The sequence below is a fragment of the Mycobacterium intermedium genome (genome assembly GCF_002086275.1).
GTDB classification, from domain to species: Bacteria; Actinomycetota; Actinomycetes; order Mycobacteriales; family Mycobacteriaceae; genus Mycobacterium; species Mycobacterium intermedium.
In genome coordinates, this window is sequence record NZ_MVHT01000143.1 from 1 (window position 1) to 9426 (window position 9426).

At 66.8% G+C, this 9426-nt stretch carries 9 protein-coding genes and 2 pseudogenes; 5 read left to right on the forward strand and 6 right to left on the reverse strand.

Going from position 1 to position 9426, the window contains the following annotated elements; all coding sequences use genetic code 11:
• Window positions 1–446: pseudogene (locus tag BST27_RS32730) on the forward strand (PE family protein); the annotation flags it as partial.
• Window positions 447–461: 15 nt separating this feature from the next.
• Here BST27_RS32730 and BST27_RS28735 read toward each other — a convergent pair.
• Genes BST27_RS28735 through BST27_RS28755 form a run of 5 tightly spaced genes read right to left on the reverse strand, consistent with a single transcriptional unit; the run spans window position 462 to window position 3674 of the window.
• Window positions 462–1079, reverse strand: coding sequence for a TetR/AcrR family transcriptional regulator (locus BST27_RS28735; protein ID WP_069419800.1), 618 nt, complete (start codon window positions 1077–1079; stop codon window positions 462–464).
• A gap of 3 nt (window positions 1080–1082) precedes the next feature.
• Window positions 1083–2252, reverse strand: a complete 1170-nt coding sequence (locus tag BST27_RS28740) for a lipid-transfer protein (RefSeq protein WP_069419799.1) — start codon at window positions 2250–2252, stop codon at window positions 1083–1085.
• Window positions 2249–2722, reverse strand: a complete 474-nt coding sequence (locus tag BST27_RS28745; RefSeq protein ID WP_069419798.1) for a MaoC family dehydratase — start codon at window positions 2720–2722, stop codon at window positions 2249–2251. Before BST27_RS28745 ends, BST27_RS28740 begins: the two co-directional genes overlap by 4 nt.
• Window positions 2719–3132, reverse strand: a complete 414-nt coding sequence (locus BST27_RS28750) for a Zn-ribbon domain-containing OB-fold protein (protein WP_069419797.1) — start codon at window positions 3130–3132, stop codon at window positions 2719–2721. Before BST27_RS28750 ends, BST27_RS28745 begins: the two co-directional genes overlap by 4 nt.
• Complete coding sequence (locus BST27_RS28755) at window positions 3132–3674, reverse strand: FAS1-like dehydratase domain-containing protein (protein WP_069419796.1); 543 nt, start codon at window positions 3672–3674, stop codon at window positions 3132–3134. Before BST27_RS28755 ends, BST27_RS28750 begins: the two co-directional genes overlap by 1 nt.
• Before the next feature lie 300 nt (window positions 3675–3974).
• On the opposite strand from BST27_RS28755, the gene BST27_RS28760 reads away from it, so the two are divergent.
• Genes BST27_RS28760 through BST27_RS28775 form a run of 4 tightly spaced genes read left to right on the forward strand, consistent with a single transcriptional unit; the run spans window position 3975 to window position 8685 of the window.
• Entirely contained in the window at window positions 3975–5435 is a 1461-nt protein-coding gene (locus BST27_RS28760) for an aldehyde dehydrogenase family protein (protein WP_069419795.1), read from the forward strand.
• Between the two features lie 30 nt (window positions 5436–5465).
• A complete protein-coding gene (locus BST27_RS28765; RefSeq protein WP_069419794.1) occupies window positions 5466–6380 on the forward strand; it encodes an alpha/beta fold hydrolase in 915 nt (304 codons plus the stop codon).
• 58 nt (window positions 6381–6438) lie between these two features.
• Window positions 6439–7272 (forward strand): esterase/lipase family protein, encoded by an 834-nt coding sequence (locus BST27_RS28770; protein WP_139805431.1) that lies wholly within the window; start codon window positions 6439–6441, stop codon window positions 7270–7272.
• Between the two features lie 9 nt (window positions 7273–7281).
• Window positions 7282–8685 carry an acyl-CoA synthetase gene (locus BST27_RS28775; RefSeq protein WP_069419793.1) on the forward strand — a complete coding sequence of 468 codons (1404 nt, stop codon included), beginning with the start codon at window positions 7282–7284 and terminating at the stop codon, window positions 8683–8685.
• A gap of 99 nt (window positions 8686–8784) precedes the next feature.
• On the opposite strand, the pseudogene BST27_RS32735 reads toward BST27_RS28775, so the two are convergent.
• Window positions 8785–9426: pseudogene (locus BST27_RS32735) on the reverse strand (PE family protein); the annotation flags it as partial.

The window sequence follows — 9426 nt, forward strand, 5'->3', positions numbered from 1 at the left end:
GGAATGGTGGCGCCGGCGACACGGGCGCGGCCGGCGGCAACCCCGGTTTCGCCGGCGGTAACGGCGGCTCCGGCGGCAAGAGCGGCTGGTTTGGCGACGGCGGATCCGGCGGGTTCGGGGGAGCCGGCAACTTCGGTGGCGGCGCCGGTGGTAACGGCGGCATCGCCGGGCTGATCGGCATGGGCGGGGTCGGTGGCAACGGGGGCGCCGGCAATATCGTGGACGGTCGCGGCGGAAACGGCGGCGACGGCGGGATGTTCTACGGCAACGGCGGCAACGGCGGCAGTGCCGGTGGCACCGGAACCAGCGGTGCCAACGGTGGTAACGGCGGCAACGCAATACTGATCGGCAACGGCGGCAACGGCGGGGCCGGCAGCGGGGTGCAGCACGGTGGTGCCGGTGGATCGCGCGGGCGGATCTTCGGCACCGATGGGTTGCCTGGCTGAGGCGACGGTCTGGCGCTAGCCCCCGCGCCTCGGCCGTGGACGCTCACTGGCAAACCCTCGCACCACGTGCGCGCGCACGAAGTCCGCGACCACCTCGGGGTCGTCCATGTTCAACGACGATGACGGAGTGCTGAAGAGCGAGAACAAGATTCGGGCGAACCACTCGCCGGCCGCCGCCACGTCGAGATCCTTACGGACCTCCCCGGTGAGCTTGGCGGCTGACAGGTAGGGCGCGAGGAAATCGACGCATTCGCGCAGCAACACCCCGGCGTCCTTGGTCAGCAGCAGGCTGACCGCGTCTTCGTCGAAGTACTTCTCCGACGCGATCGCCCGTCTGGCCTGGCTCACGAACACCGCCGCCTGGCTGAGCTTTTCCTCCAAGGTCTCGCCCCGGTTCATGGCCTTGGACATCTCCCGGTAGAACTGCTCGGAAGCATGTTCGGCGCTGGCCTCCAGGATGGCAGCCTTGTCGGTGAAGTACTCGTAGACGGTGCTACGGGATACGTTGGCCGCCTTGGCGATGTCGACGATCGTCGTCTTCTCCAGCCCTTGCTTTCGAAAGCACGCGTAGGCGGATTCGATGATGAGCGTGCGCGTATCCGTTGCTTGGTTCGCCGCCGAAACCGGGCCCATGGGCTATCTCGCCGGCTCGAGAATGAGTCCGCTGGTGGGTACCCCGGTGCCGGACGTGACCAGGACGTGTTCGACGTTGTCGACCTGGTTGTACGACGTGCCGCGCACCTGGCGCACCGCCTCGGTGATGCCGTTCATGCCGTGGATGTACGCCTCGCCCAACAGGCCGCCGTTGGTGTTGATCGGAAACTCGCCACCCAGGGACAGCCTCTCTACGGTGGCGAAGTCCTTTGCCTCGCCGCGACCGCAGAAGCCGAGTTCCTCGAGTTGGGTGAAGACGAACGGCGTGAAATGGTCGTAGATGAAGGCGGTTTGGATGTCTTGTGGCTTGAGGCCCGAGTCCCGCCACAACCTTTCGGCGACCACGCCCATTTCGGGCAGCCCGGTGATGTCCTCGCGGTAATAGCTGGTCATCATTTCACCGTTGGCGGCCGCGCCCTGTGCGGCCGCGGTGATGATCGCCGGGGGCTGGCGCAGGTCGCGGGCGCGTTCGGCGCTGGTCACCACCAGCGCGACGCCGCCGTCGCTTTCCTGGCAGCAGTCGAGGAGGCGCAGCACGGGTTCGACGATCCAGCGCGAATTCTGATGGTCTTCCAAGGTGATTGGCCGCTGGTAGAACCACGCGTCGGGGTTGCGGGCCGCGTGCTTGCGATCGACCACCGCGATGCGGCCGAAGTCCTCGTTGGTGACCCCGTAGGTCGACATGTAGCGCTGGGCATGCATGGCCACCCAGCCCGCCGGTGTTATCAGCCCGAATGGCGCGTAATGCGCCATGAAGAGCGGAGTTTCGGCACTGGTACGTCCGCTGCCGCCGAAGCGGAAACCGGACCGCTCGTTGAAGGCTCGCCAGCACACCACCACGTCGGCGACGCCGGTCGCGACGGCCATCGCCGCGTGCACAACGGTGCCCGCCGCCGCACCGCCGCCGTGGTGAACCCGGCTGAAGAAGCTGAGGTCGCCGATCCCCACGTTGCGCGCGATGTCGATCTCGTCGCTGGCATCCATGGTGAACGTCACCATGCCGTCGACGTCGCTGGGCGCCAACCCGGCATCGTCGATTGCGGCACTGACTGCCTCACAGGCCAATTGCAGCTCGCTGCGCCCGGAGTCCTTGGAGAACTCGGTCTGGCCGATGCCGACGATGGCAGCCGCGCCCGGCAATATGCTGCTCACGCGGCGGGTCCGTCCAACAAGCTGACGATGGCCGTGCCCGACACGTGGTTGCCCAGGCTGTTGGCCCCCTGGAAGGTCACCTCGACGAAGTTCTCGCCCGGCAGGTCGTCCGCGCCGCCTTCGGATTTGCCCGTCACGCTGCCGGTGAAGCGCAAGGGGTCGTCCGGAAAACTGGGCACTCCCAGTCGAATCGACAGCTTCTTGACCATCGCCTCGGGACCCGCCCAGTCGGTGAGGAACCGCACACAATACCCGTTGGTGGTCAGGATGTTCATGAACAAGTTGGGCGAGCCCTGCTTCTTGGCGTACTCGTGGTCGTGATGCACCGGCATGAAGTCACGCGATGCGATCGCGCCCGCGACGATCATCGTTGTGGTGATGGGTATTTCGAGCGGCGTTACCTCGTCGCCGACCGAGATGTCCTGCCAGCGCAGCGTCTCGAACTTTGAAGCACGGCTGGTGGTGGTCATTGGAGTCCCTTCGGCCGAAACTGGTGCAGCACAAGGTCGCCAGAGGCACCTTCGAAGGTCTCATAGAAGACCTCGACCGGCATGCCCACGGTGACATCGTCCGGGTCGATGTCGCGGAGGTTGGATAGCAGACGCACCCCCTCGGACAGTTCGACCAGCGCCACGATGTAGGGATAGTCGAAGAACGGAAATCGCGGCTGATGCGGCATCACGTAGCTGTAAACCGTTCCCTCGCCGGATGATTCAATCGCTTCCCAGGACAGCGACCGGCAGTGCGGGCACATTGGGCGTGGGGGATGCCGCAACGTCCCGCACCCGCCGCAGCGCTGGATAAGCAGCTTTTGCTCGCGCAGCCCGTTCCAATAGAACTCCGTGTCCCGGCTGATGGTCGGGGCCAATCGGGTGCTCATCAGCGTGCCGGCTTGAATCGCAGGACCCGGAACCGCTGACGCCCCAACACTTCTCCATCTTGGTTTGTGTAGGTCGTCAACCAGGTCAGGAAGAAGCCGGTACCCAGCGCGGTCTTCTTCTCGTCGGAAACCGATTCGTAGACCGTCGTCGCGCTGATGAGGTCGCCCAGTCGTGGGTAGCGTTCGATTTCGAATTCCGAGTTCGTCGCCACCGTGCTCGTGTAGCCGGCCTCGTCGAGGAAGGCCGTCGGGTTGTTCTTGATTTCCAGTGGAGCGCCGCCACGTTCGCCGATCCCCTCCAGTTTCGGGGACGGCATGGTCCACGTCTGCAGCATGACCGGAGGGGACACGATGCCGCCGAAGCGCGATTTGGCCGCGAACTCCGGGTCGAGATAGACCGGGTTCATGTCGTTGAGTGCATACGCCCAGTGGCGAATCATGGGCTGGTTCACCGGGTCCGGCGCCACCGATGGCTTCCCGGTACCGCCGGTGGGCTGGCCGACGAGTGCCCGCACTTTGGCCTGAACGTCAGAATCGGTCACTTAGGCAGTCCTCCTTGCCGGATGTCTTCGTGCTTGACCAGCGCCCGAAAAGCTTGGTGACGAGGGCCGCGCAGGATCGGCGTGCACGGTACACCTCCCGAGACCCTCGATCCGACAGATCTAGCCAATCTGTCTTGCGAAATGTGTCTACTCTGCGTCCTCAACCGCTGTCAACACAGTGTCAACCTCCTGAAATGTCCTGCAATTCGTCTCGCAATTCGACCCGTGCTCATTGACTGGCGAGTCCGGCCGGGTGTACACCGGGTGTTTAGATGACCGACGCCTGGTGAGGAAAAGCGCATGGCGGAGTTACCCCAGTTAGTTGACACCTACCAGCTGTATATCGACGGGCGATGGGTCGAGCCGGAAGGCGGTCGCTACGACGACATCTCCCCGGCCACCGAGGCGGTCATCGCAACCGCGCCCGACGCCAGCGTCGGCCAGGTCAGCGAGGCGATCGCCGCCGCGCGTCGCGCGTTCGACGAAGGCCCATGGGGCACGATGACCAACCAGGATCGCGCGGCGTGCCTCAACCAGCTGGGCGAGGCGCTGATGAAGAACGCCGACGAGTTCTTCGCGCTGTCCCAGGTGGAGTGGGGATGCATCGCGAACGAGCGGGTAATGCAAGTCGACGGCGCGGCTTTCATGTCCATGTACGCGGCGCAGCTCGCAGCGGAGTTGGCGGACGAACCCGTCACCGGAATCGGCGCCGGCACCACGCTGCTGCGTCACGAGCCGTTGGGCGTGGTGTCGATTCTGACGCCGTGGAACTTCCCGCACTGCCTCAACGTGATGAAGCTGAACAACGCGCTGGCGGCGGGCAACACCGTCGTCCTCAAGCCGTCGCCGCTGACCCCGCTGGCCGGGCTGGCCCTCGCGCGGATCATCGACGAGCACACCGACATTCCGCCGGGCGTGGTCAACGTCGTCACCCCGTCCGGCATCGAGGCCGCCAAGCTGCTCACCACCGACCCGCGCATCGACATGATCAGCTTCACCGGTAGCTCGGTGGTCGGACGCCAAGTCATGTCGGCCGCCGGCGACACCCTGAAACGAATTCTGTTGGAGCTGGGCGGCAAATCGGCCAGCATCGTGCTGGACGACACCGTGGTCACCGACGCCATGCTGGAACAGATGCTGTTCGACTGTTGCTCCCTGCACGCCGGGCAGGCCTGCATCCTGCACAGTCGCCTGCTGCTGCCCGACTCGTTGCACGACGACGTCGTCGACCGACTTGTCGCGCTGGCCCGGTCGGTCAAGGTCGGCGACCCCACCGATCCCGACGTGCAGATGGGTCCGCTGATCAGTGCGGCGCAGCGCGAGCGCGTCGAGGCGCATATCGCCGGCGCGGTGAACGAGGGCGCCAAAGTGGTGACCGGCGGCGGCCGCCCCGCCGGGGTGGATGTGGGCTTCTACGTCGAGCCGACGATCCTGACCGACGTCGATCCGAATTCGACGGTCGCGCAGGAAGAAGTGTTCGGCCCGGTGTTGAGCGTGCTGCGCTACCGCGACGACGACGATGCGGTCGCGATAGCGAACAACTCTCAATACGGGTTGTCGGGCGCGGTCTGGGGCACCGACGTCGACCGCGCCCTCGGAGTGGCCCGCCGCATCCGCACCGGGCAGATCGCGGTGAACGGCATCGGCCCGGGCGCCGCACCGTTCGGCGGCTTCAAACTCAGCGGGTTGGGCCGGGAGGGCGGCGGCATCGCCGGCCTGCACCAGTACATGGAGCTCAAGGCGATCGGGGTTCCGGCTTAGCGGGTTGCGCATTCGTGAAAGGCTTCGGGCATGGTCGTAGCGATTGCCCGCCCCAAGCTCGAGGGGAACATTGCCGTTGGTGAGGACCGGCAGATCGGTTTCGCCGAGTTCGGCGCCGCACAGGGACGCGCGATCTTCTGGCTGCACGGAACTCCTGGCGCGCGTCGACAAATCCCCACCGAAGCCCGCGTCTACGCCGAAGAAAACGACATCCGTCTGATCGGCGTCGACCGGCCGGGAATCGGATCCTCGACGCCCTGTCAGTACGAATGCGTCCTGGAGTTCGCCGACGACCTGCGGACCATCGCCGACACGCTGGGCATCGACAAAATGGCCGTCGTGGGCCTGTCCGGCGGGGGTCCGTACGCGCTGGCGGCCGCGGCCGGCCTGCCCGACCGCGTGGTGGCGGCCGGTGTGCTCGGCGGTGTTGCGCCGACCCAAGGCCCCGACGCCATCCGCGGCGGGCTGATGGACCTTGGCTACGCGGTGGCACCGTTGCTGAAGCTGGGCGGCGCCCCGTTACGGATCGGCGCGACCCTGTTGATTCGGGCCGTCCGGCCGGTTGCGTCGCCCGTACTGGACCTCTATGCGTTGTTGTCGCCCGAGGCCGATCGCCATCTGCTGTCCCGTCCCGAGTTGAAGGCGATGTTCCTCGACGATCTGCTCAACGGCAGCCGCAAGCAACTCGCCGCTCCCTTCGCCGACATCATCGCGTTTGCCCGGGACTGGGGATTTCGGCTCGAGGAGGTGAAGGTCCCGGTCCGCTGGTGGCACGGCGACCACGACCACATCATCCCGTTCTCACACGGCGAACACGTCGTCTCCCGACTGCCCGACGCCAAGTTGTTCCACTTGCCCGACGAAAGTCACCTGGCCGGTCTGGGCCGCGGCGAGGAGATCTTGGCCACGTTGATCGAGATCTGGGACGCTGAACTGCAGAAATAAGTCGCATGTGAGCTATCCGATACGGAAATGTATCGCCAACGCGGTTGTATGTGACAGACTGATTGCCGTGTCCCAGCCTTTCGACGACCGTCCGGCCGACGCTCCCGCGCTGTTCCTCTACCTGACCGACATACCGCGCGCAGGCATCGAATACGGACAACTGCTCACCGTCCTGCCGCTGCAGCGGGTGTTGCCCGCGGGCGACGGCCACCCGGTGCTGGTGCTACCCGGCCTGCTGGCCGGCGATGGGTCCACCTGGATCCTGCGGCGCATCCTGAGCCGGCTCGGTTATCCCGCCTACGGCTGGGGGCTCGGGCGCAACATCGGTCCAACGGCAAAAGTCGTCAACGGGATGAGCGAATTGCTCGACGAGATACACACCCGTCACCAGGCCCCGGTCAGCGTGATCGGGTGGAGTCTGGGCGGCATTTTCGCGCGGAATCTGGCTCGCAAGAACCCGTCGGCCGTGCGGCAGGTGATCACCCTGGGCAGCCCGTTCGGCATGCGGCACGCCAGCGAGTCCCGTTCGACCTGGAGCTTCAACCGCTTGTCCCGCCTGCACGCCGAGAAGCACGAACTGCCGCTGCAGATGGAACGCGAGCCCATGCCGGTGCCCACCAGCGCGATCTACTCGCGGTTGGACGGCATGGTGGCCTGGCAGACGTGCATGAACCCGCTGTCGGAGCGTGCCGAGAACATCGCCGTGCGCAGCAGTCACATCGGTTACGGCCACAACCCGCCGGTGATCTGGGCTATCGCCGACAGGTTGGCGCAGTCCCCGGATGCCTGGACCCCGTTCCGGCCGCCGCCGGTGCTGCGGCCGTTCTTCCCGAAGGTCGACGAGGCGCCCGAGCGGCATGCGTCCGCCGATCCGGAGATACGTCCGGCGTAACCTGCACACGTGCTGCTGGCTTCACTGAATCCCTCGCTCGTCAACGCCACCGATATTGCCGACGCGGTCACCATTGACGGAGTAACCCTCAGCCGCAGTGACCTGGTGGGGGCGGCAACTTCGGTCGCCGAGCGCGTCGCCGGTGCGCAGCGGGTCGCCGTTCTTGCGACGCCGACGGCGTCGACCGTGCTCGCCATCGTCGGCTGCCTGATCGCCGGGGTGCCCATCGTTCCGGTGCCGTCCGACGTCGGGGTGGCCGAACGTCGGCACATGCTTTCCGACTCCGGCGCGCAGGCCTGGCTGGGGCCGGTGCCGGACGAGCCGGAAGGGCTGCCGCACATCCCGGTGCGCTTGCACGCACGCTCCTGGCATCGCTACCCCGAACCGTCGCCCGATGCCGTCGCGATGGTGATCTACACCTCGGGCACCACCGGCGCGCCCAAGGGTGTGCAGGTGAGCCGACGGGCCATCGCCGCCGATTTGGATGCGTTGGCCGAAGCGTGGCAATGGACGGCCGACGACGTGTTGGTGCATGGGTTGCCGCTGTATCACGTGCATGGTCTGGTGTTGGGTCTGCTTGGGTCGCTGCGTGTCGGAAATCGCTTCGTGCACACGGGAAAACCGACCCCGGCCGGCTACGCGGCGGCCGGCGGATCGTTGTATTTCGGCGTCCCGACGGTGTGGTCGCGGGTGGTCCGTGACCAGGCAGCGGCCGAGGCGCTGCGGCCGGCACGGCTGTTGGTATCTGGGAGCGCGGCTTTGCCGGTGCCGGTGTTCGAAGGGCTGGAGCGGCTCACCGGTCATCGGCCCATCGAACGCTACGGCGCATCGGAATCGTTGATCACCGTGTCGACCCGCGCCGACGGCGAACGCCGCCCCGGTTGGGTGGGATTCCCGCTGGCGGGTGTGCAGACGCGACTGCTGGACGACGCCGGCGACGAGGTGCCGCACGACGGGGAAACCGTTGGCAAGCTTCAGGTTCGGGGACCGACGTTGTTCGACGGGTATCTGAACAGGCCGGAGGCCACCGCCGAGGCGTTTGACGACGACGGCTGGTATCGCACCGGCGATGTCGCCGTCATCGACGCGGGCGGTATGCACCGGATCGTCGGGCGCGAATCCGTCGACCTGATCAAGTCGGGTGGCTACCGCATCGGCGCGGGCGAGATCGAGACGGTGCTGCTTGGTCATCCGGGTGTGGAGGAGGCCGCGGTGGTGGGCGTCCCGGACGAGGATCTGGGCCAGCGGATCGTGGCTTACATCGTCGGCTCGGCTGGCCCCGATGACCTCGTTCAATATGTGGCCGAACAGCTTTCGGTGCACAAGCGGCCGCGCGAGGTGCGCATCGTGGACTCGTTGCCGCGTAACGCGCTAGGCAAGGTTCTCAAGAAGGTATTGCTCGCGGAGGGCTGAGCTTTTCTGGGCGCGAGCGCGCCCATATGTACGGCTTTTGCGGTGTTTTGGCGTACATATGGGGACGCTCGCCGATGCTCGGGAAGCCGGCGGGCGACGTTATGGCAACCCGTTGACGCCGTCGAAGCCCAAGATCGGTCCAGCCGCACCGCCGGCCCCGGGGCTGCCGGGGATCTCGCCGTCGCCGCCGTTGCCGCCGTTGCCACCGTTGCCGACGAGCCCTCCGCCACCGCCGACCCCGCCGTTACCGCCGGTAGTGCCGGGGTCTAGCAAAACGGGGAATTTGCCGGACCCACCGGCGCCGCCCGCGCCTCCGTTGCCCACCAGCTGACCGCCCTGACCACCGTTGCCGCCGGTCCCGGCTACCCCGAGGAACGGGGCGGCTCCGCCGATCCCGCCGGTTCCTCCGTTGCCGATCAGCAGCGCGTTGCCGCCGTTGCCGCCGACGCCTCCACCACCGCTGCCGAGTCCTCCGTTGCCGCCGTTGCCGCCTGTGGACATCAGCATCCCGCCGTTGCCACCGTGGCCGCCAGCACCACCGGTCGCACCGGCGAGAGACAAGACCGTTCCGCCTTGCCCGCCGGCGCCGCCGTTGCCGAACAGCAGTCCGGCGTTGCCGCCTGCTCCACCGGTCGCGCCGACGGCGTTCCCCGGAGACGTGCCCGCATCGCCGCCGGCGCCGCCGGCCCCGGTCAACATGCCTGCGTTGCCGCCCGCTCCGCCGGCGCCCGATGCGCCATC

Bases quoted from the DNA above. Each gene is read 5' to 3' on its own strand.
- BST27_RS28745 (WP_069419798.1), bottom strand. From the start codon at position 2,722: ATGACCACCACCAGCCGTGCTTCAAAGTTCGAGACGCTGCGCTGGCAG.
- BST27_RS28750 (WP_069419797.1), bottom strand. From the start codon at position 3,132: ATGAGCACCCGATTGGCCCCGACCATCAGCCGGGACACGGAGTTCTAT.
- BST27_RS28735 (WP_069419800.1), bottom strand. From the start codon at position 1,079: ATGGGCCCGGTTTCGGCGGCGAACCAAGCAACGGATACGCGCACGCTC.
- BST27_RS28760 (WP_069419795.1), top strand. From the start codon at position 3,975: ATGGCGGAGTTACCCCAGTTAGTTGACACCTACCAGCTGTATATCGAC.
- BST27_RS28765 (WP_069419794.1), top strand. From the start codon at position 5,466: ATGGTCGTAGCGATTGCCCGCCCCAAGCTCGAGGGGAACATTGCCGTT.